Genomic DNA, 23,103 nt, shown 5'->3' with positions numbered 1-23,103 from the left:
GTCCGGCTCCGGCTCCCGCCGACCGGTTCACGCCCCGTTGAGGAAGCGCTTCCAGTTGGTCCCGAACGGGTGCTTGGCGGTGACGGAGCTGAACCGCAGGCTCCCGTGCACGATGATGTGCAGCGGACCCATCGGCGGCCCGCTGCGCACCTTGGTGTTGGCGCTGGACCCGATCAGGTCGATGGCATTGAGGTCCACGGTCGCCTCGGCGGGCAGGATGAGCTCCAGCGAGCTGCAGGTGTCGTTCACGTGGATCTCCACCACCTGGGTGGACATGACGGCCTGGGTGAAGTCCAGGTGCACGCTGCCCATCATGCTGTTCAGCACGAGACTGGGCGGCACGTGCCAGACGCCCCTGCGGTGCACGCTCGACATGCGCGCCCGAATCACATTGCCGGGCACGGGTTGCGGCAGGCGCGGCGGCCCGGCCACGAATCGGGGCTGCGGCGGCACATAGTGCGGTGCGGCGGGGGCGGGCTGCCCGACCAGCCGGACCCCCGGCAGATCGATCAGCACCGCGTTGAGTTCGCCGCGGGTCTTGGCCGCGAGCGCGGTGTCCATGCGCTCGGTGAATTCCCCCAGCGACAGCATGCCCAGCCCGACCGCTCGCTGCAGCAGCCGGCCGACATGTTCGCGTTCTACATCAGATACCCGTAGATCCCGGTCGCCGATCACGGTGCCGGTCTCGAGCGCGGAAACCGCTTCAGGACCTCCCATGTCTTCGAGGCTAGCGAGCCCGAGCCGGTCACCGCATCAGGGCAATCCCTGAACCGCTCCCCCTACTCGAGGCCCTGTTCGATGGCGTACCGGGTCAGTTCGACGCGATTGCCGAGCTGGAGTTTGCGCAGCGTGGACTGCACGTGGTTCTCGACGGTGCGGTGGCTCAGGCCCAGCCGGGTCGCGATCTGCCTGGCGGACAAGCCTTTCGCCACCATCCGCAGCACTTCGGTCTCGCGGTCGGTGAGCGCGGGCCGATGGGGTTCGTCGCGGTCGGCGGGGGTGTTGGCGATGCGGCGGAATTCGCCGAGGACCAGCCCGGCCAGGCCGGGGGTGAACACCGCTTGTCCGGCGGCCGTGGCGTGCACGGCGTCGAGGAGTTCGGCGGCCGAGGCGCTCTTGACCAGGTAGCCGGTGGCCCCGGCCTTGATGGCGTCGAGCACGTCGTCGCGTTCGGCCGACGCGGACAGCACCAGCACCCGGGTGCGCGGGGAGACCCGCAGCACCTCGGCGGTGGCGTCGGCTCCATTACCGTCGGGGAGCTGCATGTCCATCAGCACGACGACCGGGCGGACGGCGGCGGCGCGGGCGCCGGCCGAGCGCACGCCGTCGGCGGTGGCGACCACGTCGAATCCGGCCTCGGCCAGGTCGCGGGCGACGCCGTCGCGCCAGATCGGGTGGTCGTCGACCACCATCACGGTGATCCGGTCCGCCGCTTCGCTCATGTCCGCCTCCGCTCTCATTGTGGCCGTTCGACGGGAATCCGGAACTCCCATTCCGCGCCCGCCCCCTCGTCGCCGTCCTCGGGCGCCGCTTCGAACAGCAGCTGCGCGGTGCCGCCGAGCGCGGCGACCCGGCCGATGATGGAGCGTGAAACACCCATGCGCCCTTGCCCTTCGGCCTCCACGAGCCGCCCGGGCGGAATGCCCGGACCGTCGTCGCGCACGCTCACGATCAGCTCGTCACCCATATCCTCCAGCAGCACATAGGCTTTCGCGCCCGGTCCGGCGTGCTGGACCACATTCGCCAAGGCGGCGGCGACGGCCGCGGCGACCTCGCGGGCCGCCCAGTGCCCGAGCAGCACCGGATCGCCGGGCGTGGAGACGAAGACGGACGGCGTGGTCTGCGCGGTGAGCAGGGGACGCAGATCCTCGTCCACCCCGCTGACGTCGGCGGGTTCGCCCTGTTCGGAGATGAGCACCCGCAGGGCGACCTCCTGCTCCCCCGCCCGCTGCGCCAGTTCCGCTGTCGGCCCTCCGATCTCGTGCCCGCGCCGCTTGATGTAGCTGAGCACCTGGAGGACGCCGTCGTGCACCTGACGGGCCAGGCGTTCGCGTTCCTGGGCGGCGGCGGTGAGCCGGATGGCCCGCTGGAGCTGCGCGTGGGCGCGGCGGGCGGTGTTGGAGGCCAGGCCCAGGGCCAGGCCCACCGAGATCAGCACCGGCAGCGTGGCGTCGCGCCAGACGTCGACATCCCATTGGGCGCGGGCGGTGATGACTGCGGCGGAGACCACCAGCCCCGAGCAGATGCCGCCGAACGGCCCCCACAGGATCGCCGCGGAGACCACGGCATTGGCGGCCCACAGCGTGGTGGGCAGGGTCTGATGGCCGTGGTACCAGTCGTACGGGGCGACCAGCCGGGTGGCGAAGATGAGGGCGATCACCACCACGTGGTCGCCGATCACCACCCCGGTGCGCACCCGCGGCTCGTTGCGGATCCGCCACTGCGACAACAGGATCGCGGAGATGCCCGACCACACCGCCATGACCGCGATCAGCGCCCAGCTGAGCCGCTGATTGGTGTAGTGCGGGACCGAGGCCACCTGCTGGCCGACCGCGTACAGCAGGGTGACCAGCCGGAAGGCCTGCACCGCCCGCCACAGCGGCGCGGTGGCGGCCCAGGCGGGATCGGGCCCGGTCCCGCCCGGCACCGGTTCGGTCCCGCGCCCCACTCAGTCCTCCGTGACCGCTCGGCCGTCGGGACCGTCGGGTTTGGCGGCGTACATGGGTTGGTCCGGATCGCCGGTGTGCAGTTCCTGATACGCCTCCTCGGGCGAATCGGCGAGCAGCGAACGCATGGCGGTATTGACCACGGCCACGAACGGCACCGCCAGCAGACCGCCCGCGAGCCCGGCCAGCACCACACCCGCCGCGATGGCCAGCACTACGGCCAGCGGGTGGATGCGCACCGCGCGGCCCATCAGCAGTGGTTGCAGCACATGGCCTTCCAGCTGCATGACCGCGACCGTGATGCCCAGCACGATGAGCGCGGTGACCAGGCCCTTGGTCATGAGCGCGATGAACACCGCCACCGAACCCGCGATGAAGGAACCCACGATCGGGATGAACGCGCCGATGAAGACCAGCGAGGCCAGCGGAAGCGCCAGCGGCACATTGAGAATCGCCAGGCCCGCGCCGATGCCGATGGCGTCCACCGCCGCGACCAGCACGGTGGCCCGGACGAAGCCGGTGAGGGTGCCGAAGCCGAGCCGGCCGGCCTCCCGCACCCTGGAGCGGTGCGCGGCCGGGACGATGCGGGTGCAGAACTCCCAGATCTGGTCGCCGCCGTAGAGGAAGAAGATGAGGATGAACAGCGTCAGGAAGGTGCCGGTGAAGAACTCGCCGATGACCGTGGCGGTGGTGAGCGCCCCGTTGGTGAGCGCGTCCTTGTTGGATTCGACGGTCTTGACGATGGTGTCGCCCGCATTGCGGATCTGATCGTTGCTCAGGTGCAGCGGCCCGTTGATCAGCCAGTCCTGCACCTGGTGCACGGAGGTCTTGAACTCGTCGGACAGCTGCGGCACACCGGAGACGAACTGTTCCACGACGAAGGTCATGATCCCGGCCAGGATCCCGAGCGACCCGATCAGCGCGACCAGCACCCCGATGGCCCGCGGCACCCCGAACCGCTGCATCCAATTGACCAGCGGCGCCATCAGAGCCGCGCCCAGCAGCGCGATGGAAATCGGAATCGTCACCGTCGACAGCCGCCGCGCCAGATACGCGACCGCGACCACCGCCGCCAGAATGATGAGCAGCCGCCAGCACCACTCCGCGGTCTGCCGGACGAGCGGGTGCACAGCCTCCACGTCGCGCCGCCGTACCTGACTCGTTTCCCCGGACCCGCTGGACACCGCCTGCGCCTCACTCACCTGAGCGAGCCTAACGGCCGGAACCTCCGCAGGCATGTACCGGCGATGCAAACGCTAGATTGGAGCGGTGTCAGCGCCCCTGGAAGCGGTCAAACAGACCATGCATACCCGCTGGCCGCTGTACTTAGCTTCGATGCTCGCGGCCAACGCGTTCGGCGCTGTCCTGGTGTGGGCGTTCATCGAGTACGGGTTGCCGGTGCCGGAGGGCGGCACCAGCGCGACCCGCGAGACCGGGCTGCTGGTGCCCGCGCTGGTCTTCGTGATCGGCGGATTCCTGAGCGTGACGGCGTCGGCGCTGATGCTGCGGCCGGTGATGCGGTGGCAGATGCGGGGCGGGCCGCCGTCGCGGCAGGAGCAGATGGCGGCGCTGCACGCCCCGTTGCGACAGGCCATCGTGCATCTGGTGTTGTGGCTGGTCGGCGGCGCGGTGCTGGCCTCGCTGATCATCGTGCGCACCCCGGAGCTGGCGGCGGCGGTGATCGTCACCGAATGTATGGCCGCCACCATCGTTTTCGGCTTCACCTACATGCTGGGGGAACGGATTCTGCGGCCGGTCGCGGCCGAGGCGCTGACCGTGGGGGCCTTCGACCACACCCTGACCGCGGGTGTCGGCACCCGGATGGCCATGACCTGGGGGATGGGCACCTTCGCGCCGACCATCGCCATCGTGCTGCTGTGCGTCACCCAGATTTCTTCTCGCGTCCAGTTTTCCGCGCAGTCGCTGGCGGTCTCGATTCTCTTGTTGTGCGGCGTGGTGATCATGCAGGCGCTGGCGCTTTCGATGCTCACCGGCTCCTCCATTTCCGATCCGATCCGCCAGCTCAGCCAGGCCATCGACCGGGTGCAGGAGGGCGCCCGGGATGTGCAGGTGGAAGTTTTCGACGGCTCCGAGATCGGGCTGCTGCAGGTGGGCTTCAACCGAATGATGGGCGAGGCCGCGAAACGCCGGGAACTGCAGGAATTGTTCGGTCAGCACGTCGGCGAGGATGTCGCGCGGCGGGCCCTGGAGTACGGCACCGAACTCGGTGGTGAAACCCGATTCGTGGCGGTCCTGTTCGTGGATATGGTCGGCTCCACCGCGACCGCGGCGGAACGCCCGCCGACCGAAGTGGTCAGCCTGCTCAACGAGTTCTTCCGGGTCGTGGTGGATGTCATCGACCGCCATCACGGGCTCATCAACAAATTCATGGGTGATGCCGCGCTGGCCATCTTCGGCGCGCCGCTGGATCGCCCCGACGCACCGACCGCGGCCCTGGCCGCGGCCCGTGAACTGCGCGAAGCCCTGCGCGAGGTGGTCGGCCTGGATATCGGTATCGGCGTCTCGGCCGGACTCGCGGTGGCCGGGAATATCGGCGGGGCGAATCGTTTCGAATACACCGTGATCGGCGATCCGGTGAACGAGGCGTCGCGCCTGACCGAACTCGCGAAAGACCGGCCCGAACGGGTCCTGACCTCGTCGAGTGCCCTGTTCTTCGCCGATGAGAACGAGCAGCGGCATTGGCAGACCGGAGAAGAAGTGCAACTGCGTGGCCGCCGCCGGAAAACCCGGCTGGCGTGGCCGCGGACAGGCACCGACCCCGCTGCTGCAGACGAGGCGGCGGCGAGTTCGTTAGGCTGACGACGTGACGGCCCATGGTGAGCTGGACGGCGAACCCGCGCCGCCCGCGGACAACGCGCGCCGTGGCAGATTCTGGTGGGCCAAATGGGTGCTGGGCGCCGCGCTCGTGGGACTGCTGATTTCCGAGGGCATTTACCTATATCCGCGCCTGCACGAATCCTGGAAGAACCTCACCGAAATCCATTGGGGCTGGGTCGCCGCCTGCATCCTCATGCAGGCGGTTTCCATGTCCGGGTTCGGTCGCATCCAGAAGCAGCTGCTGCACGCCGGCGGCGTGGAGGTGAGTCAGCGCAAGTCGGTGTCGGTGGTGTACGGCTCCACCGGCATGTCGCTGACCTTGCCCGCCGGTCAGGTGTTCTCGACCGCCTTCACCTACCGCCAGACCCGGCGCTGGGGCGCGAGCCCCATCGTGGCGTCCTGGCAGCTGGTGATGTCGGGCGTGGTGGCGGCGGCGGGGCTGGCGCTGCTGGGCCTGTTCGGCACGGTGCTGGCCGGGGACCGGGTGGGTCCGGCCAAGGTGATCCTGACGCTGGGCACGGTCGCGCTGCTGATCTGGGCGGTGAACTACGTGGCCCGGCACCCGGACGGGGTGCAGGGCCTGCTGCAGCGAATCCTGCACCTGGTCAACCGGATCAGACGCAGACCCGCGGACGACGGCATGGACAAGATCGAGGAGATCATGTCCCAGCTGGAATCGGTGGACCTGGGCAAACGTGATGGCGCGTGGGTGGCGGCCTGGGCGCTGGTACACCGGCTCGCCGACGTCGCCTGCCTGGGATTCGCCTGCTACGCGGTGGGCGCGGACCCGCGCTGGGCGGCGCTCATGCTGGCTTTCGCGGCCGGAAAGGCCGTGGGCACCATTCCTTTGGCGCCGGGCGGCATCGTCTACGTGGACGCCACCCTCATCTACTCGCTGACCGCCGCGGCCGGGCTGCCCGCCGCGCAGGCCGTGGCCGCCGCCTTCCTCTACCGGTTGGTGAGCTTCATCCTGGTGGCGATCGTCGGCTGGATCGTCTTCCTGTTCCTGTTCCGCAAGCCGCAGGCCGGCGACGCCGAACTCGAGAAGGAGTTCGAGGAGCGCGGCAATTCGCTGGTCACGGACCGCCGCCGCGCCACACCTCCCCCGGACCCGGACGCGACTTCCGCCTGACCTCCCTCGCCGCCGGTGACCTGCCAGGGTGGAGTGTCCCTACATCAGCGTCTCCGAGCCGCCCGATACCCTGTGCCGCGTGAAGAAACTCGTGCCCTTCGCTGTGGATGTCGCCCTGGTGATCGTGTTCTGCGCGATCGGGCGGCGCAGTCACGACGAGGCGATCATCGCGGGCCTGCTGCGCACGTTCTGGCCGTTCGGCACCGGGCTGCTGCTGGGCTGGGTGCTGTCGGCGGCGGTCGCGGCGGGCCGGGAAGGCGTCTCGGCGGCACGGCGTTTCGACGGCCGCACGGTGTGGCCGACCGGCGTGATCGTGTGGCTGAGCACGCTGGCGGGCGGCATGCTGCTGCGCGCGGTGTCGGGTCAGGGTGTCGCGGTGAGCTTCGTGATCGTGGCCGCGACCTTCCTGGGCCTGTTCCTGGTCGGCTGGCGCGCGGCCGCGCAGGCGCTGTCCTCCCGCTGAACCGCCGCTAGTCCGGGGTGGCCAGCGACTGCAACAGCCGGGCGGCCACCCGCGCGGTGAGGTCGCTGCTGTCGGGATCGTCGATGTGGATGGCGAAGGCCAGATCCCCGAGGGTCGCGACCAGCCACCCGTTGTTGCCGGTGGTGGCGCTGTAGACCTGGACATCGCGATACCGGCCGAGGGCCGCCATCTCCGGCGCGCCGCCGCCGTCGTGCAGCATGGCGCGCAACCGGTCGGTGGCCTCCGGCGGCAACGCCGGCAGGTCGGCTTCGGTGGTGGCGGGCTGGCCGATGGCGATCATCGGCTTGGGCACCTGCCCGCGCGCGACCGCGGCCGCCGCGATGGCCATGCCCCAGGGGCTCGCCATCAGCGAGTCGGCGGCGCCGCCGCGGCTGACGTTCTCGGCGGTGTTCTTGCCGGTGGGCAGGCGGCCGGTGGTCTCGTCGAGGCCGGGCACCCGGAAGTCGATGCCGATGCCGAGCAGGCTGGCCGCGTCGGCGGCGTCGCCGACCGAGACATCCTGCGGCGCTTTGTGTTTGGTGACCGCGGCGACATTCTTGAACAGCTCGATCATGCCGCCGACCGGGTACAGCCCGGTGAAGGCGATATTGCCGCGCTCACTGGCCTGACTGTTCTGGGCGACCGCGACCAGGGCCCCGCTGGAGGGCTGGATGGCCACGATGGAGGTGGGCGAGCCGGTACTCACCGCGGCGTCCTCGGCGGCGCGCTGCAGGTGCTGGTCCATGGTGCCCGGGACGTCGGGTCCGGGCGGGCCCTGTTCCCCGGCGAGCTGGGTGACCATGGCCCCGTTGGGCTCGAACAGCTGCACGCCCCAGCCGGAGTGGTTGTCGCGGTTCTCGTCCCACACCTTGGTGAGCGCGTCGAGCATGGGCGACCACACCCGGCGGTCGGCGGAGATGAGCTTGGGCTGCTTCTCCAGCACCACGCCCGGGATCGGGGCCATGCGCGGTTCGAGGATGGCGAAGTCGCCGTCGCGCAGGTTGACCGCGGTGATGGGTTTGCCCTGCGCGGCCGAAAGCTGTTGCATCAGGGCCGGTCCGTCGATGAGCGGGGCGACCGGGGCGATGGCGGCGGCGAGCGCGTTGGTGGAGGCGACCGGGTCGGTGATCTTGGCCGGGTCCAGCTTGACCACATTGATGGTCTGCTCGGTCATGAGCGGCTGGCCGACGATGTCGTTCACCCGCGGGGAGGGCTGGGCTTCGGTGCGGACCAGTTTGGCGGTCCGCTTGGCGTCGAGCTGCGGCATGACCAGGGCGGGATCCCACGAGATGCGCCAGCCCACACTGAGTTTGCGGACGGTGCCGTTGAGGTCGTACTTCCAGTTCCGGTTCTCGCCGAAGTTCCAGGCACCGGTCATGGAGAAGAGGCCGGTTGTACCGTCCAGTTTGATGAACTGGGTGACGCGGTACTCGGGCTTACCCGGTCCCAGGCCCTCGAAGACTTGCTTCAGCGTTGCCGAGGCGCCCGCCGGATAGGAGGTCAGTCGCGACGCTCCGTCGTAGTCCTTCTTGTCGATCAGCGAGGTGAACTGATCGACCACATTCTCCGCGCCCGTCGATTTGTCCCGAAACCCACACGACCCCATCGCGATCGCGACGGCCGCCACACCCGCGAGTGCGATAGCACCCCGAACTCGGAAGCGGCGGGATCCCCACACATCCATATCGCCCACTCTTCACTCTGGCCACATCAGCATCAGGTCCACGGTACCGCGCTCCGAACGCCGCGGCGCCACCTTCTCCACCAGGAGCGCACGTACTGAGCATCACCATAGTGCCGAAATCGTTCAGTAGGGACCAGTTACATGATCACCGGTCGGTTACAGCACTGGCGTATTCGGGACTCGGCAGACCGTTCGGTTCTCACTGGTGACAGCCCCGCGCGCGATTCGTGACCATGCCTCGAGACCCCGTTCTCCCAGAGCGGAACCCACGCACCCAATTTCGACGTAACGTTGTAATCAGCATTACAACTCCATGCCGTAAGTGAGTGTGACCAACATGAGACACGGACATCGTGGACCCGGCTTCGGACGCACCGGCGGTTGGCAGCAGGCCGACCTCCCCGACGTCTCGGACGCCCCCGACTGGTTCGCTGGCAGATTGCCAGCCGACTGGTTCACCGGTCCCGCAACCCTCGAGGTCGATCGCGACGAAATCGTCGTCCTCGGCGAACTCCCGCTCCCCCCAGCCGAATCCACCCCCGCCGCCGAACCCGGCGCGGACGCCCCCGCCGCCGACGCGGGCCCGGCCGGCGTCCCGCAGGCCACCCGTGAGGGCCTGCTCGCCCGCTTCCGGGAGTCCACCCGGCCCGCCCGCATGCAGATCGCCCAGGAGGCGCAGGCCCGCTACGGCCGCAATGTCGCCTGGGGCGTGCTCATGGACGGCGAACGAATCATGTTCACGCATCTGGCCGTACCGGTCATGACCCGATTGCGCCAGCCCGAGCGCAAGGTGCTCGACACCCTGGTCGACGCCGGGGTCGCCCGCTCCCGCTCCGACGCGCTGGCCTGGACGGTCAAGCTGGCCGGCAAGCACGCCGAGGAGTGGCTCGGGGAATTGCGCACGGCCATGCGCAAAGTCGACGACCTGCGGACGGAGGGACCGCGCGGCCTGTGATCGCCCGACCGGCCGATAGAGTGGGCGCATGCCTGCTACCGGCCCGATCCTGGTGCTCAACGGCCCCAATCTGAACATGCTGGGCACCCGTCAGCCCGAGGTGTACGGGGCCGACACGCTCGACGACGTGGTCGAACTGTGCCGCAAGACCGCGGCGCGGTTCGATCGCGAGATCGTGGCGTTCCAGTCCAATCACGAGGGCGCGCTGATCGATCGCATTCACGCCGCCCGCGGTGTGGAGTCCGGCATCGTCATCAATCCGGGCGGGCTCACGCACACCTCGGTGGCGCTGCGGGACGCGCTGGTGATCCCGGAGGTGCCGATCGTGGAGGTGCACATCAGCAATGTGCACGCCCGCGAGGAGTTCCGGCACCACTCGTTCGTGTCCCCGATCGCGACCGCGGTGATCGCGGGCATGGGCATCCAGGGCTACGCGGCGGCCGTCGAGTTCCTCAGCACGCGCTGACCGGTTCCGCGCCCGCGCCGAGCGGCGCGGATCCTTCGCAGCAGGGCCCGGCTCTCCCCAGAGCCGGGCCCTTTTTCACGTTCTCGATAAATAGCTTGAGCACCTCAAAATGTAGTAGTTATGCTACATCCAATCCGGCTTCTACTACGGAGGGGTGCCATGACGGTCGGCGAGGACGTCGTACTCGACGTCGAGAATCTGCGTATGCGCTACGGCTCGCGCGACGTACTGCACGATGTCGGTTTCCAGGCGCATCGCGGCGAGGTGGTGGCCCTGCTCGGGCCCAACGGCGCGGGCAAGACCACCACCATCGAGATCCTCGAGGGCTTCCGCATGCGCTCGGCGGGCCGGGTCGAAGTACTCGGAACGGACCCCGCGCACGGCGAGGAGGCCTGGCGGGCGCGTCTGGGCGTGGTGCTGCAATCGTGGCGCGACCACGGCAAATGGCGGGTGCGCGAACTCCTCGAGTACCTGGGCATGTACTACGCGCCCTACTCCACCCCCGCCATCCGCCGGCCCTGGGACACCGACGAGCTGATCGCCGCCGTCGGCCTCACCGAACACGCGGGCGCCAAGGTGATGACCCTGTCCGGTGGCCAGCGCCGTCGCCTGGACGTGGCCATCGGCATCGTCGGCCGCCCCGAACTGCTGTTCCTGGACGAGCCGACCGCGGGCTTCGATCCGCAGGCCCGCCGCGAATTCCACGACCTGGTGCACCGTCTCGCCGACGACGACCACACCACCATCCTGCTCACCACCCACGATCTGGACGAGGCCGAGAAGCTGGCCGACCGCATCCTGATCCTGGCCGGCGGGCGCATCATCGCCGACGGCTCCGCCGATCAGCTCTCCCGCCGCATCGCCGGTGAGGCCGAGGTGAAGTGGACCCGCGACGGGCAGCGCTTCGTGCACACCACCACCGAGTCCACCAAGTTCGTCCACGAGCTGTTCAAGCAGTTCGGCGAGGCCGTCGAGGAGCTGGAAGTGCGCCGCGCCTCGCTCGAGGACACCTACATGACCCTGGTCCAGCGGTTCGAATCCGGCCAGGGCGACATCGAATTGCACAGTCTGGAAGAGGTGGCCCGATGAACGCGACGACCGTGGCGATCCGGGCGGGGCTCCGGCGCGGCCGCATCGAAGTGGTGCAGACCCTCACCAACGGGATGGACATCTTCTCGCAGTTCTTCTGGCCGGTGGCCACCATGGTCGCGGTGTTCTTCATGCGCCACGGTGACTTCGAGGGCACCGGCGTCGGACTGGGCGCGCTGGCGCTGCCCAGCGTGCTCGGCATGCTGGTCGCCTTCACCGGCATGTTCGGCATCGCCCAGGGCCTGGCCATGGACCGCGAGGACGGGACCCTGTTGCGCGCCAAGGCCACTCCCAACGGAATGCTGGGCTATCTGATCGGCAAGGTCGCCGCGGTCTCCGGTGTCACCGTGGTGCAGGTGGCCCTGATCCTCGGTTTCGGCCTGTTCGCGATCGGCGGGGTGAGCCTGGACAGCGTCGGCGCATGGGCCACGCTGATCGGCATCCTGGCGCTCGGCCTGCTGGCCTGCCTGCCGCTGGGCGCGATCATCGGCTCGGCGTTCGACAGCCCGCGCAGCATCGGCTTCGTGTCGTTCCCCATCATGGGTCTGGTGGCGATCTCCGGAATCTTCTACCCCATCACCAGCCTGCCCGGCTGGCTGCAGGCGGTGGCGCAGGTGTTCCCCATCTACTGGATGGGCCTGGGTATGCGCTCGGCCATGCTGCCCGACAATGCTTCGGTGGTGGAGCTGACCCACTCCTGGCGGCACCTGGAAACCGTCGCGGTGCTGGGCGCGTGGGCGGTCGCGGGCATCCTGATCGCGCCGATGGTGCTGGGCGCGTGGGCGGTCGCGGGCATCCTGATCGCGCCGATGGTGCTGCGCCGCATGGCCCGCCGCGAATCCGGGGCGGCCGTGGCGGCCCGCCGCGAGAGGGCCATGGCGCGTGCCTACTAACAGCGAGGTCATCTACAACCGGATCGCCATGTTGCGGGCCGAGCGCGGGATCTCGCGGCGGGAACTGGCCGAGGCCCTGGGCGTGCACTACCAGACGGTCGGCTATCTGGAGCGCGGCGAGTACAGCCCGAGCCTGCACCTGGCGCTGCGGCTGGCGGCCTATTTCGAGGTGCCGGTGGAGATCATCTTCTCCACCGCCCCGTTCCCGCGCATCGGCTCCGAAACCGCCTGAGCCATCAGCTCGTAGGTCGACACCGGGCTCCCGGCCGCCAGGCTGGCGGCCACCGCCCGGCGCCAGAACGCCTGGGCGGTGTGCGAGAGCGTGGCGTCCACGCCGGCCTCCTCGCTGGCGTCGATGACGTGCTGCGCGCCCGCGTCCATCATGCGCAGCCCCGCCAGGTCGGCCCAGCCGCCGCTCGCGTTCCGCACCGAGAACTGCTCCATGAAGTACGGGAAGGCGGCATTGGAGCGCACCGCGAACGGCACGAACTGCGCGATGTCGTGACCCGCCCGGGCGATCATGGCCGTGGCCTGGTCGAAAGCCAGCAGCCAGGGATGGAAGATGGTGAGCAGGCCCTGGTAGAAGACCTGGGCCAGACCGTCATCCGCGCCCAGGTACTCCGGCGGGCTGAGCGGGCGCAGCAGCTCGGCGTGCGCGTCGAAGACCGCGCGCGGGCCGCTGTAGAAGATGTACGACGCCGGGTGCTCGATATTGTTGCCCGCCGACATGACGCCGCCGGACAGGAATTCGGCGCCGTGCTCCCGCACCCACGCCGCGCCCCGGCGCGCCTGCTCGGGCGAATCCGAGGACAAGTTGGCGATCACCTTGCCGCGCAGGCGATCCGCGACCGGGCCGAGCACGTCGTACATGGCGGCGTAGTGGGTGAGGCTGAGCACCACCACCTCGTTGGCGTCGAGCGCCTCGGCGACGGTGCCCACGCGCGTCGCCCCGAGCTCGACCATGGCGTCCGCCTTCTCGGGGCTGCGGTTCCACACCGTCACCTCGACCCCGGCCTTCAGGAAGGCCTTCACCATGGCCCGGCCCATCGGGCCCAGGCCGATGACGGTGACGGAACTGCGCTGATCGGACATGCTGTACCCCTTCGATTTCGGCTGTTCTGCGGTGGCGCGCCGGAATCGATGGTCGTCCGGGATCGGTAGCCTCGGGAAGACCGCACTCGCGGGTGCGGTTGCTTACCTGGAGGTTGGCAATCTGGTCAGGAGGGCGCGATGAGTACCGGCGGTGACAGGGATCACGAGGTGTGCGGCATGTCCATCGCCATCGGCGCGGTCGGCGGCAAATGGAAACTGCACCTGATGTGGGTGCTGGCCGAGGGCACCCAGCGCTTCGGGCAGATCCGGCAGCTGCTGACCGGCGTGAGCGAGAAGGTGCTCACCGAGAACCTGCGGCAGATGGAGGCGAGCGGCCTGGTGCACCGGGAGATCTTCCCGGAAATCCCACCGCGCGTGGAGTATTCGCTCACCGAGCTGGGCCAGGAGCTCAGCGCGGCGCTGCGACCGCTGGAGGAGTGGGGCGACCGCAATCGGAACCGGATTCCCGGCCGCGCGCTCACCCCGTCCGCCTAGGCTCCGCCGATCCGCTCACCGATCCGTTCCAGCAGGTCCGCGGCGTCCGCCATGCTGCGGGCCGGGTCGGGCTCCAGTTCCGACAGGGCATAGGCCGCCTCGAATCCGGCGTCCCGCACCTGGTCCGGGGTCAGTCGTACCCGGCCCGCGACCGCGATGACCGGCAGGTCGGCCGCCCGGGCCGCGCGGCAGACCCCGATCGGGGCCTTGCCGGACAGACTCTGCGCGTCCAGCGAGCCCTCCCCCGTGACGACCAGGTCGGCGTCCTTCAACTGGGCCGGGAAGTCGATGAGGTCGAGGATCAACTCGATGCCGGGGCGCAGCCGCGCGCCGAGGGCGGCGAGCGCCCCGAATCCGGCGCCGCCCGCCGCGCCCGCGCCCGCCCGGTCCGCCCATTCCGGCCCGAGCACGGCGGCCCAATTCTTCAGTGCCGCTTCGAGAGTGGCGACCTGCTCGGGGTCCGCGCCCTTCTGCGGGGCGTAGATGGCGGCCGCGCCGCCGGGCCCGAGCAGCGGGTTGTCCACATCGCTGGCCAGGGTCACGGTCGCATCGGCCAGTCCGGGATGCAGATCGCCGCGGTCCACCCGCACGGCGCGCGCGAGTGCCGCTCCCCCGCAGGGCAATTCATTGCCGTCGACGTCGAGGATGCGCAGGCCGAGAGCTTGCAGCAGGCCCGCGCCGCCGTCGGTGGAGGCGCTGCCGCCCAATCCGAGCACGATGTCGCGCGCACCCCGGTCGAGCGCGTCGCCGATCACGTCACCGACGCCGTAGGTGCTGGCGTGCAGGGGATCCGGTTGCCCGTCCGGCAGTTTCGCGAACCCGCTCACCGCGGCCAGCTCCACCACGGCCGTGCGCCCGCGCACCGCGTAGGAGGTGGTCACCGGTGCGAGGGTGGGGCCGAAGCTCTCGACCTCGACCCGCTCCCAGCCCGCCGCCACGAAGGCGTCCACGGTCCCGTCGCCGCCGTCGGCCACCGGTGAGCGCCGCACCTCGGCGCCCGGGTCGGCGCGGGTGATTCCCGCCGCGAGTGCGTCCGCCACCTGCGCGGCGGTCAGTGAGCCCTTGAATTTGTCCGGGGCGAGCAGCACCCGGCGCGGCCGTGGGTCCGTCATGCGTCCAGTGTGATCGCTGCGCCGGAAAGCGACACGCCAGGCGACACGGTTCGGTCGAACGGACAAATTGCCAGGGCCGGGGAACTAGCGTCGCACGCATGCCGAGTCAGTCGATCGAGGTCCGTAAGAATTCCGCGCTGGAGCGGTTCGAGTTGTATATCGACGATTACCTCGCCGGGGTCGCGGCGTATCAGGACACCGCCAATGAGCGGGCCTTCGTGCACACCGAGATCTATCCCCAGTTCGAGGGGCAGGGCTACGGGCGCAAGCTGGTGCAGGGTGCGCTCGATCAGACCCGGGACGCGGGGTTCGGGATCCTGCCGCTGTGCCCGATGGTGCACCACTTCGTCGAATCCCGGCCCGAATACCTGGCTTTGGTGCCGCACTGGTCCCGGGAACGGCTCAATCTGCCGCAGCACTGACGCCTAGTACGCCTTCACCGCTCCGTCCAGCGCGACCTGCAGTTCGTCGCGGACCACCCGAGTGATCTCGGCGGGTTTGGCGGGCAGCTCGGCGACCGGCACCCCGAAGTAGAAGCTGGCCGAGTACGCCTCCTCCTTGGTGGGTTCCACCGCCGGATCCAGGCGCGGTCCGTAGCTGAGCCCGAGGCTCACCAGCGCGGGTTCGGCGCCGAGCTTCTTGGCCCGGAAGGCGATATGGCCGATGCCGCTTCCGATGGTCTGCACCTGGGTGGGGTCGACATCGTTGCAGGTCCCCTCCGGGAACACCGCGATCCCGTCCCCGCGCGCCATGCGCTCGGCGCAGATGTCGATCATGCGCTGTCCGGCCGCATTGACCGCGCGCACCCCGTGGTCCTTGCCGCGGAAGACCGGGATCCCGCCCATCATGTCGATGCGTCCGCGCAGCTTGGGCTCGGTGAACAGCTCGTCCTTGGCCAGCACCCGGGTGCGCCCGATGACCGGCCGCATGGCGCTGCGCCAGGCCGCGGCGGCGACCGTGTACGGATCCAGCTGGGAAAGGTGGTTCACCGCGATGAGCAGCGGACGCCGCTGGGAGATCAACTCGCGCAACTTCTCCCGCGCCCCGGCCGCGTAGGTGATACGGGGCCGGTAGCGACGACCGAGCAGCCAGTAGGCCGCCTTCGCCTTCAGCACGTTCTGCTGGTCATCGCGGTAGAAGTCGTACACGGTGTCGGCGTTCTCGAGGATGACCTCGGGGCGTTCCATAGCGCCCACCCTAGCTACCAACCGCAAGGTATGCGGGACAAGTTCTTCCGCCCCCGACGGCACAAAAGGGTAACCGGCAAATTAAGCAACGCAATTACCGTGTCTCAGTGCGATGATGGCTGAGTGGCGCGTGCAGAGGAACACGGTGACCGATCTCGACGCGAATTCCGGCATGAGGACCAGGTGGTTCGGCCAGGAACTCTGTTGGTGTCGGCAACCGATCTGACCGAGCCGTCCTTCCGGCGCTCGGTGGTCTACATCCTCGAGCACAATGACGGCGGCACCTGGGGCGTGGTGCTCAACAAGCCCAGCGACACCGCCCTGCACGATGTGCTCCCCAACTGGTCCGAACTCGCCGCCGGGCCGCGCGCCCTCTACATCGGCGGCCCCGTGAAACGCGATGCGGCACTCTGCCTGGCCACCATCAAGGTGGGCGCGTCCATCGCCGGGGTGGCCGGCGTGCGGCGGGTCGACGGCCGGGTGGCCCTGGTGGACCTGGATTCCGACCCCGACCGGATCGAAGGTCTGGTCGACGGCATCCGGGTCTTCGCGGGCTACGCCGGCTGGACCTTCGGCCAGCTGCAAGGCGAACTGGACCGCGGCGACTGGATCGTCCTCTCGGCCCTGCCCACCGACCCCCTGGCGGGCCGCGTCGACCTCTGGGCCCACGTCCTGCGCCGCCAACCCCTCCCCCTCGCCCTCCTCGCCACGCACCCGATCGAACTGGAACGCAACTAGGATCGTGGATCCGGTATGGCACACACTGCCGTCCCGAACGCGACCACTGATCCGGTGACCTATGGGTAACTCACCGGGTACGACCAGAACTCGACCAGCTTCACACCGCCGGTCCGGTGCGCGACCGATGTGGCACCCGGCCGTCGGCAAGAGTCGCGGAGAGGCGGGTTAGCGCGATGCCGGAGGACCAGGCCGCCTTGCTCCGTGCGCTCTACGAGGAGCACGCGGGCGCGTTGTGGCGCTATACCTACGGGTTGGTCGGGGATCCGGGCCGGGCCGAGGACATCGTGCAGGAGACCCTGCTGCGCGCCTGGCAGCGGCCGAATGTGCTGGATCAGTCCACCAGTTCCGCGCGAGCGTGGCTGTTCACGGTCGCCCGTAATCTGGCGGTCGACGAGCATCGCAGCGCGCGCAGCCGACGCGAATTCCGCACCGATCACCCGCCGGAGGTGCCCGAACCGGACAAGACCGATCGGGCGCTGGACGGCTGGCTGGTGGCGGACGCGCTGGCGCGGCTGAGCGTCGATCACCGCGAAGTGATCGTCCGCGCCTACTACCGGGGTCTGTCCACGCATCAGATCGCGGGGGAACTGGAGATCCCGGAGGGCACGGTCAAGTCCCGCATGCACTACGGCATGCGGGCATTGCGATTGGTGCTGCAGGAGATGGGGGTGACGAGATGACCGAGGGCCATGAGCTGTGCGATGGCTACACCACGTGGGATGGCGCGTATGTGCTCGGCGCTCTCGCCCGGGACGACCGCCGCGAGTACGAGGAGCATCTGACCGGATGCGAGTCCTGCCGCGCGGCCGTGTCGAAACTGGCGGGACTGCCCGGCCTGCTGGGGCTGGTGGACCCTGAGACCGCGCTGTCGATTACGGCGCAGGAGGATCCGTCCGCGAGCGTGCCGCCGCCGCCCGAACGCCTGCTGCCCGCCCTGGCGGACCGGGCGCTGGCGAGCCGTCGGCGCGGCCGCCGGTGGTCGATCGGCGCGGCGGTGGCCGCGGCGGCCGCGGCGATAGCGATCGCGGTGCCGGTGACCGCCACCGTCGCACAGTCCGACCGTCCGGCGGTAGTGCAGCAGGTGGTGGCGCAGGGACCGCTGAAGCCGCAGACCGACACCCCGATCCAGGCCACCTTCAAGGTGGTGTCGATCAACGGCCGGACCCGGGTGGACATGTGGTGCTCCTACCCGCCGTCCGACGAGAAGGACGAGGTGTACGGGTGGACGCTGTCGATGTGGGTGACCCGCGATGACGGCGTGCAGTCCAAACTCGCCGAGTGGACGGTCAAGTCGGGCCAGAGCCTGACCGTGGACGGCACCGCGTCGGCCTCGCCGGAGCAGTTGAAGACGGTGGAGATCCGCAATCCGTCCGGCAAGGTCCTGCTGGCGGCCGGGCTCTAGGCGGTCTTCCGACGGAAAGTCGTGGTGGCCCAGAAGTATCCGGCGACGGTGATCACCACGCACCAGCCGATGGCGAGCGCCCCGTTGTGCCCGATCGGCCCGCCCATCAGCAGCCCGCGCAGGGTTTCGGTGATCGGCGTGAACGGCTGGTACTCGGCGAACTGCTTCACCCCGGCGGGCATGGTGTCGGTGGGCACCAGCCCGCTGCCGAGGAAGGGCAGCAACATGATCGGCATGGGCAGGTTGGAGGCGCTCTCCGGGGTCTGGGCGACCAGGCCGAAGCCCGCGCCGAGCCAGTTCACCGCGAACACCATCAGCCCGAGCAGCCCGAACGCCGCCAGCCATTCCAGCGCGTTCGCGTGCGGCCGGAAGCCGATGGCGAGCGCGGCCAGCGTCATCACGACCACCCCGGCCATGCCCTGGATCCAGGTGCCCACCACATGCCCGGTCAGCACCGACGGATGCGAGAAGTGCATGGTGCGAAAACGATTGATGATGCCCTTGGTCATATCGGTGGACACCCCGACCGCGATGCCCGCGACCATGTAGGCCGGGATCAGCAGCATCATGCCGGGCGTCAGATAGTCGATGTACCGGCCGCCGGTAGCGGACTTCAGCGCGCCGCCGAACACGAAGTTGAACAACAGCAGCAGCACCACCGGCATGACGACCAGTGCGAAGGTCATGCCCGGATACCGCTTGGCGTGCACCAGATTCCGCCGCAGCATCGTCTTGGAATCGGCGAACGACGTGGTGAGAGTGCTCATCTCAGGTTCTCCTTTGCGGGAGCGTGGCCACCGGTGAGGGCGAGGAAGACATCGTCGAGATCGGGGGTGTGCACGGACAGTCCCGCGGGCTCCACCCGTGCGGCGTCCAGCCGGTCGAGCACCTCGCGGACCGAGCGCACCGCGCCGTCGCTCGGAATGGCCAGGGTGAGATCGCCGTTGACCTGCGCCGCGTCGCCGAACAGCTGTGCGGCGGAGTCGAATTCACCGCGTTCGAGGAAGTCGAGCCGGATGTATCCGCCCGGCACCATGCGCTTGAGCTGGTCCGCCGTGCCCTCGGCCACCAGCCGCCCCTGATGCAGCACGGCGATGCGATCGGCCAGCTGATCGGCTTCTTCGAGGTACTGGGTGGTGAGGAAGATGGTGACGCCTCGCGCGGTGAGGTCGCGAATGATGTCCCACATGGCCCGGCGGCTGCGCGGATCCAATCCGACGGTGGGTTCGTCGAGGAAGATGATGCGGGGATCGCCGACCAGCGTCATGGCCAGATCCAGTCGCCGCGTCATGCCGCCGGAGTAGCTGGACGCGATCTTGTCGGCGGACTCCTCGAGATCGAAGGTGGCCAGCAGTTCCGCTGCGAGCCTGCGGTTCTCGGCGCGGGGCAGATGGTGCAGGTCTCCCATCAGCAGGAGATTCTCGCGCCCGGTGAGCAGTTCGTCGACGGCCGAGAACTGGCCGGTGACCCCGATGACCGACCGCACCCCGTCGGCATCGGTGACCGGATCGTGCCCGCCGACGCTGATCTCGCCGCCGTCGGGCCGCTTCAGCGTGGACAGGATCTCCACGGTGGTGGTCTTGCCCGCGCCATTGGGTCCGAGCAGCGAGAACACGCTGCCCGCGGGCACGGTGAAGTCGATGCGGTCGAGCACGATCTGCTCGCCGAAGGATTTGCACAGGCCGGTGACGCTGATGGCCGCCGGACCGGGGTCGAGGTTCATGTCTCCCTCTCATCAATTAATAGGCATGAATGCATGCGTTATCTACGCCGTGACCGCCGAGGCTTGCGGTCAAGGTTGCCGGTTACAGCTGTTCGGTTGTGCTACCGGGATTGCCGGATCAGATGTCGAGGTCCTCGACGTTCGGATGTTCGGTGGCGTCGATGACGCGGGCGTAGAGCCGATCCGGGATCTTGCCCTTCAGCTCCCGCACGGTGTCGAAGACCTCGAGGGTGAAGTCCCCCCAATTCTGTTCCCCCACACCGAGGAAGCGCCGCCACTGCCGCCAGTCCTTGAGGATGTTGGTGTCGGCCGGGAACTCCGACCAGTTGGAGAAGTGGCTGTGCACCGCGTACGCGCCTTTGCGTGTGCGGTACACCCGGATGTCCTCGATGCGCTCATTGGTCACCTGGTGCCAGTCGGTCAGCAGGGTGGCGGAGAATCGAACCTGTCGGATCCCGTCCTTGCCGACTTTGAGGACCACCTCGTCGTAGCCCTGCCGGCGGCCCTCCTCGAGCTCGATGAAGCGCCGCAACGCCGTCACGATCGCCCCCGAGAGATTGCCCCCGACCAGCTCCTGAGCCCGCTGAAAGAGTGCGAGGTCGTCATCGGACACGTAGATCGTCTTGTTCGGCATGACCCAACTATACGTAGACGTATACATACACGGCAAGGTTCGGTTCGAGAACGCCAGGCGGTCGAGCAGCGGCATTGAACCGCTGGGTACCCGGATTTCGTATCCCGAGTGAGCGGTACTCGGTCGCCGGTGGCGACCACCGAAAGGAATCGCCCATGCATAGCGGGACACGGGTCGCGGACCGGCTGGTCCAGGCGATCTCGACGCTGGGCGTCCGGCACCTGTTCGGGGTCGGCGGCGCGAATATCGAGGATCTGTACGACGCGGCCTACGAACAGCGCGACCTGATCACCGCGGTGGTCGCCACGCACGAGTTCGGCGCGGCCACCATGGCCGACGGCTACGCGCGCTCCACCTCGGGCCTCGGAGTGGTCTGCGCGACCTCCGGCGGCGGGGCCGTGAACCTGGTCGCGGGACTCGCCGAATCCTTCGCCTCCCGGGTGCCGGTGCTGGCCCTGATCGGCCAGCCCCCGACCGCGTTGGAGGGCAAGGGCGCGTTCCAGGACTCCAGCGGGCAGGCGGGCAGCTTCGACGCGGTGGCGCTGTACTCGCCGATCTCGCGGTACTGCGCGCGCGTGGAGGCCCCCGCCGACCTGCCCGCGCACCTCGCCCGCGCCGTCGCCGCCGCCCGCCGCGGCGGCCCCGCGGTGTTGTTGCTGCCCAAGGACATTCAGCAGGCCGACCTGGTCACCCCGGATTTCGTGCCGCCCGCGCGCACCTACCGCCGGGAGATCGAGAGCCTGTGGCGGGTGGTGCACATCGTGCGCGGCGCCCGGGCCCTCGGCAAGATCGTGATCATCGCCGGGGACCAGGTGGCCCGCGACGACGCCCGTGAGGAACTGGCCCGCTTCGCCGCCCGGCTGGACGCGGCCGTCGGGGTCGCGCCCGACGCCAAGGACGTCTACCACCACGCCGACCCGGGGTTCTGCGGCGTCTCCGGCAGCATGGGCAATCCGGAACTGCTGGACGCGCTGCAGGGCGCCGCCCTGTGCCTGTTGATCGGCACCCGCATGCCGGTCACCGCGCGGGCGGGTATGGAGGACGCGCTGGCGGCCGTGCCGCTGGCGAGCGTGGGCGCGCTGCCGCCGTTCCTGCCCACCGCCCACGCGCACAGTAACTATCTGGCCAAGACACTCGACGAGCTGATCGCCGAATTGGATTCCGGCCCGGCCGAGGACACGGCCCGGATCATTCCGCTGCGGCCGCACCCGCACCGCGAGCCCGCCCTCACGCCGCTGCCCGTCCCGCCCGCACACGGTCCCGGACTGCGGTATCGCGAGGTGGTCGAGATCATCAACGACGCGCTGCCGCCGGGCGCGGACGTATTCGCCGACGCGGGCAATACCGGTGCGGCCGTGGTGCATCACCTGCGGCTGCCGCGCGGCGGCCGGTTCACGGTGGCGCTCGGCATGGGCGGCATGGGGTACGCGTTCGGGGCGGGCATCGGATCCGCGTTCGCCCGCCACCGCCGCCCCGACGGCGGTCCGCGGCGCACCTTCGTGATCGCCGGGGACGGGGCGTTCTTCATGCACGGCATGGAGATTCACACCGCCGTCGAGCACCGGCTGCCGATCACCTTCATCGTCCTCAACAACAACGCGCACGCCATGTGCGTCACGCGCGAACAGCTGTACTACGGGGATCGGTACAGCTTCAACCGATTTCGTCCCGCGTATCCGGGCGCGGGGATGGCCGCCATGTTCCCGGATCTGTGCACCCACGCACCGGAGAACCGGGCCGAGCTCGCCGCGGCACTGCGGCACTGTCTCGACCGCCCGGGTCCGTCGTTCGTCGCGATCGACTGCGATCCCGACGAAATCCCGCCGTTCACACCGTTCCTGACGCCACCCAGGAGGTAATCCGTGACCACCAGCGCCCTGCCCGCCCTCAGTGACATTCCGGACGGAGTCGTGCCCGGCGTGCTGCGGATCGAGAACTCCGATCGCGACGCCACCACCCCGATCATCCTGGACATGCTCCGCTCGGTGTATCCGCACGACCAGATCTTCGGCGACTTCTGCCCGGTGCAGGGCTATATCGACGCCCCGCCCCGCGACCTGTACGAGTACCTCGCCGACACCCGGTGCCTGGAGGAGTGGACCTACAGCCTGCGCGGATTCACCGAGACCGAGGAACCCGGACTGTGGGAGTCCTACGACCGGCTGGGCGACAGCACCCGGATCTACACCCGCACGGTGGCCAATCCCGAGGCCATGACCGTGGACTACCACTGCGCCTGGGATCAGCGCGAACACCTGTGGATGGTCTATCTGATGCGGGTGGTCGACGCCCAGGTGGTGTTCGACAAGCCGGGCTCGGTGGTGCTGTGGACGAACTGCCATCACCCGTTCTACGACAAGAACCCCTACAAGGACACCGCGCCGGACAAGCGCAAGGTGTGGGTGGGCGACTTCTGGGAGATGTTCTCCGCCGGGCACCAATTGGAGCTCGACAACCTGCGGGTCATCGCGGAGTACCGCGCCTCGCACGGACTGCCCATCAAGCCCGCCTGGATGAAGTGAGGATGCGCC

The 23,103-nt window shown here is 69.1% G+C and carries 26 protein-coding genes; 15 read left to right on the top strand and 11 right to left on the bottom strand.

Going from position 1 to position 23,103, the window contains the following annotated elements; genetic code table 11:
* Positions 1-27 precede the first annotated feature (27 nt).
* The 4 genes from ACWEOI_RS06420 to ACWEOI_RS06405 form a co-directional block, all read right to left on the bottom strand.
* A complete protein-coding gene (locus ACWEOI_RS06420; protein ID WP_379272903.1) occupies positions 28-672 on the bottom strand; it encodes a DUF1707 SHOCT-like domain-containing protein in 645 nt (214 codons plus the stop codon).
* A gap of 107 nt (positions 673-779) precedes the next feature.
* Positions 780-1,442, bottom strand: a complete 663-nt coding sequence (locus ACWEOI_RS06415; RefSeq protein ID WP_452359094.1) for a response regulator — start codon at positions 1,440-1,442, stop codon at positions 780-782.
* 14 nt (positions 1,443-1,456) lie between these two features.
* Positions 1,457-2,647 carry a MacS family sensor histidine kinase gene (gene macS, locus ACWEOI_RS06410; RefSeq protein WP_452359203.1) on the bottom strand — a complete coding sequence of 397 codons (1,191 nt, stop codon included), beginning with the start codon at positions 2,645-2,647 and terminating at the stop codon, positions 1,457-1,459.
* 21 nt (positions 2,648-2,668) lie between these two features.
* Positions 2,669-3,796, bottom strand: coding sequence for an AI-2E family transporter (locus ACWEOI_RS06405; protein ID WP_433673518.1), 1,128 nt, complete (start codon positions 3,794-3,796; stop codon positions 2,669-2,671).
* 172 nt (positions 3,797-3,968) lie between these two features.
* Here ACWEOI_RS06405 and ACWEOI_RS06400 point away from each other — a divergent pair, with 172 nt between their 5' ends.
* From ACWEOI_RS06400 to ACWEOI_RS06390, 3 genes are all read left to right on the top strand, one after another.
* On the top strand, positions 3,969-5,486 hold the full coding sequence (locus tag ACWEOI_RS06400; protein WP_433673519.1) for an adenylate/guanylate cyclase domain-containing protein: 1,518 nt from the start codon (positions 3,969-3,971) through the stop codon (positions 5,484-5,486).
* Between the two features lie 4 nt (positions 5,487-5,490).
* Positions 5,491-6,636, top strand: coding sequence for a flippase-like domain-containing protein (locus ACWEOI_RS06395; RefSeq protein WP_433669260.1), 1,146 nt, complete (start codon positions 5,491-5,493; stop codon positions 6,634-6,636).
* Between the two features lie 79 nt (positions 6,637-6,715).
* Positions 6,716-7,099 carry a DUF3054 domain-containing protein gene (locus ACWEOI_RS06390; protein ID WP_433669262.1) on the top strand — a complete coding sequence of 128 codons (384 nt, stop codon included), beginning with the start codon at positions 6,716-6,718 and terminating at the stop codon, positions 7,097-7,099.
* A 7-nt stretch (positions 7,100-7,106) separates the two neighbouring features.
* Here ACWEOI_RS06390 and ACWEOI_RS06385 read toward each other — a convergent pair whose 3' ends face one another.
* Positions 7,107-8,660, bottom strand: coding sequence for an NTF2-like N-terminal transpeptidase domain-containing protein (locus ACWEOI_RS06385; RefSeq protein WP_452359093.1), 1,554 nt, complete (start codon positions 8,658-8,660; stop codon positions 7,107-7,109).
* A gap of 460 nt (positions 8,661-9,120) precedes the next feature.
* On the opposite strand from ACWEOI_RS06385, the gene ACWEOI_RS06380 reads away from it, so the two are divergent.
* From ACWEOI_RS06380 to ACWEOI_RS06360, 5 genes are all read left to right on the top strand, one after another.
* Entirely contained in the window at positions 9,121-9,738 is a 618-nt protein-coding gene (locus tag ACWEOI_RS06380) for a hypothetical protein (protein ID WP_433669265.1), read from the top strand.
* Positions 9,739-9,766: 28 nt separating this feature from the next.
* Complete coding sequence (aroQ, locus tag ACWEOI_RS06375) at positions 9,767-10,204, top strand: type II 3-dehydroquinate dehydratase (protein ID WP_357097348.1); 438 nt, start codon at positions 9,767-9,769, stop codon at positions 10,202-10,204.
* A gap of 159 nt (positions 10,205-10,363) precedes the next feature.
* Positions 10,364-11,293 (top strand): ATP-binding cassette domain-containing protein, encoded by a 930-nt coding sequence (locus ACWEOI_RS06370; protein ID WP_433669268.1) that lies wholly within the window; start codon positions 10,364-10,366, stop codon positions 11,291-11,293.
* Positions 11,290-12,186: an ABC transporter permease gene (locus tag ACWEOI_RS06365; protein ID WP_452359092.1), complete on the top strand. Its 897-nt coding sequence runs from the start codon at positions 11,290-11,292 to the stop codon at positions 12,184-12,186. Before ACWEOI_RS06370 ends, ACWEOI_RS06365 begins: the two co-directional genes overlap by 4 nt.
* Positions 12,176-12,418, top strand: a complete 243-nt coding sequence (locus ACWEOI_RS06360) for a helix-turn-helix domain-containing protein (protein ID WP_433669272.1) — start codon at positions 12,176-12,178, stop codon at positions 12,416-12,418. The genes ACWEOI_RS06365 and ACWEOI_RS06360 overlap by 11 nt, the downstream gene beginning before the upstream one ends.
* Here the strand turns inward: ACWEOI_RS06360 and ACWEOI_RS06355 are convergent.
* The gene (locus ACWEOI_RS06355) at positions 12,346-13,278 is read right to left on the bottom strand and encodes an NAD(P)-dependent oxidoreductase (protein WP_452359091.1); all 933 of its coding nucleotides are present in this window, start codon (positions 13,276-13,278) and stop codon (positions 12,346-12,348) included. The two genes, ACWEOI_RS06360 and ACWEOI_RS06355, sit on opposite strands and share 73 nt — an antisense overlap.
* A 138-nt stretch (positions 13,279-13,416) precedes the next feature.
* Here ACWEOI_RS06355 and ACWEOI_RS06350 point away from each other — a divergent pair, with 138 nt between their 5' ends.
* Positions 13,417-13,773: a winged helix-turn-helix transcriptional regulator gene (locus ACWEOI_RS06350; RefSeq protein ID WP_452359090.1), complete on the top strand. Its 357-nt coding sequence runs from the start codon at positions 13,417-13,419 to the stop codon at positions 13,771-13,773.
* On the opposite strand, the gene ACWEOI_RS06345 is transcribed toward ACWEOI_RS06350, so the two are convergent.
* Positions 13,770-14,885, bottom strand: a complete 1,116-nt coding sequence (locus ACWEOI_RS06345; protein ID WP_452359089.1) for a glycerate kinase — start codon at positions 14,883-14,885, stop codon at positions 13,770-13,772. The two genes, ACWEOI_RS06350 and ACWEOI_RS06345, sit on opposite strands and share 4 nt — an antisense overlap.
* Positions 14,886-14,983: 98 nt before the next feature.
* On the opposite strand from ACWEOI_RS06345, the gene ACWEOI_RS06340 reads away from it, so the two are divergent.
* Positions 14,984-15,307, top strand: coding sequence for a GNAT family N-acetyltransferase (locus ACWEOI_RS06340; protein ID WP_357097358.1), 324 nt, complete (start codon positions 14,984-14,986; stop codon positions 15,305-15,307).
* A gap of 3 nt (positions 15,308-15,310) precedes the next feature.
* Here the strand turns inward: ACWEOI_RS06340 and ACWEOI_RS06335 are convergent, their stop codons facing one another.
* Positions 15,311-16,072, bottom strand: a complete 762-nt coding sequence (locus ACWEOI_RS06335) for a 1-acyl-sn-glycerol-3-phosphate acyltransferase (protein ID WP_433669276.1) — start codon at positions 16,070-16,072, stop codon at positions 15,311-15,313.
* 123 nt (positions 16,073-16,195) lie between these two features.
* On the opposite strand from ACWEOI_RS06335, the gene ACWEOI_RS06330 reads away from it, so the two are divergent.
* From ACWEOI_RS06330 to ACWEOI_RS06320, 3 genes are all read left to right on the top strand, one after another.
* Positions 16,196-16,810, top strand: a complete 615-nt coding sequence (locus ACWEOI_RS06330; RefSeq protein WP_433669278.1) for a YqgE/AlgH family protein — start codon at positions 16,196-16,198, stop codon at positions 16,808-16,810.
* 176 nt (positions 16,811-16,986) lie between these two features.
* Positions 16,987-17,493, top strand: coding sequence for a sigma-70 family RNA polymerase sigma factor (locus tag ACWEOI_RS06325; RefSeq protein WP_433669280.1), 507 nt, complete (start codon positions 16,987-16,989; stop codon positions 17,491-17,493).
* Positions 17,490-18,215: an anti-sigma factor family protein gene (locus tag ACWEOI_RS06320; protein ID WP_452359088.1), complete on the top strand. Its 726-nt coding sequence runs from the start codon at positions 17,490-17,492 to the stop codon at positions 18,213-18,215. Before ACWEOI_RS06325 ends, ACWEOI_RS06320 begins: the two co-directional genes overlap by 4 nt.
* Here the strand turns inward: ACWEOI_RS06320 and ACWEOI_RS06315 are convergent.
* The 3 genes from ACWEOI_RS06315 to ACWEOI_RS06305 form a co-directional block, all read right to left on the bottom strand.
* Positions 18,212-18,982, bottom strand: coding sequence for an ABC transporter permease (locus ACWEOI_RS06315; RefSeq protein WP_452359087.1), 771 nt, complete (start codon positions 18,980-18,982; stop codon positions 18,212-18,214). The genes ACWEOI_RS06320 and ACWEOI_RS06315 overlap by 4 nt on opposite strands.
* The gene (locus ACWEOI_RS06310; RefSeq protein WP_433669285.1) at positions 18,979-19,938 is read right to left on the bottom strand and encodes an ATP-binding cassette domain-containing protein; all 960 of its coding nucleotides are present in this window, start codon (positions 19,936-19,938) and stop codon (positions 18,979-18,981) included. Before ACWEOI_RS06310 ends, ACWEOI_RS06315 begins: the two co-directional genes overlap by 4 nt.
* Positions 19,939-20,056: 118 nt before the next feature.
* Positions 20,057-20,572 carry an EXLDI protein gene (locus ACWEOI_RS06305; RefSeq protein WP_404205185.1) on the bottom strand — a complete coding sequence of 172 codons (516 nt, stop codon included), beginning with the start codon at positions 20,570-20,572 and terminating at the stop codon, positions 20,057-20,059.
* Between the two features lie 155 nt (positions 20,573-20,727).
* Between ACWEOI_RS06305 and ACWEOI_RS06300 the strand changes: the two genes are divergently transcribed.
* Positions 20,728-22,431: a thiamine pyrophosphate-binding protein gene (locus tag ACWEOI_RS06300; RefSeq protein WP_452359086.1), complete on the top strand. Its 1,704-nt coding sequence runs from the start codon at positions 20,728-20,730 to the stop codon at positions 22,429-22,431.
* Positions 22,432-22,434: 3 nt separating this feature from the next.
* The gene (locus ACWEOI_RS06295; protein ID WP_357097374.1) at positions 22,435-23,094 is read left to right on the top strand and encodes an SRPBCC family protein; all 660 of its coding nucleotides are present in this window, start codon (positions 22,435-22,437) and stop codon (positions 23,092-23,094) included.
* Positions 23,095-23,103: the final 9 nt, after the last annotated feature.

The sequence above is a fragment of the Nocardia sp. NPDC004340 genome (assembly GCF_053602575.1).
This window is presented reverse-complemented; position numbering and strand designations above follow the sequence as displayed.